Annotated in this window: 1 protein-coding gene; it reads left to right on the top strand. The window is 72.0% G+C overall.

Annotated features, from left to right (window positions below; translation table 11 throughout):
• On the top strand, positions 1-542 hold a 542-nt coding region (locus KUM32_RS36045), incomplete at both ends, for an ABC transporter substrate-binding protein (protein WP_217146123.1).

The raw sequence follows: 542 nt of genomic DNA, 5'->3' as shown, positions 1-542 counted from the left end.
CCGTACATCATCCACGACGCCTCCGACGACCTCGCCGACTTCGCCTACGGCGGCTACCTCGCCGACCTGGGCGACCTGCTCCCGGACCGGCTGCGACGCGAGATCCCGCCCCACAGTTGGCGGACCGCGACCTTCGGCGGGCGGGTGTACGGGGTGCCGTTCCTCCAGGAGCCCCGCATGATCATGGCCAACCGGCGGTTGCTGGCCGCCGCCGACGTGCGGCTGCCCACGGCGCGCGAGCCCTGGACGTGGGAGGAGTTCGCGGACGCCGCCGGGCGGCTCACCCGTGGCGCCACGTACGGGGTGGCCTGGCCGCTCAAGGAGCCGGTCTCCGCGACGCTGAACCTCTCGCTGTCCACCGGCGGACACCTGTTCCACCGTGGCGACGACGGCAAGGTCACCATCCGCTACACGGCGCGCGACCGGGTGGTGCCGAACGCCATCCGCGACCAGGTGGTGCGGGAGAAGTCGGCATCCCGCAGCACTCTCGGCATGAGCGGTGCCGACACTTTGCCGGGCTTCTTCGGCGACCGGTACGCGAT

The sequence above is a fragment of the Streptomyces sp. AC627_RSS907 genome (assembly GCF_019049165.1).
Note: the sequence above shows the minus strand (reverse complement) of the source record. Positions and strands in the feature narration are given on the sequence as shown.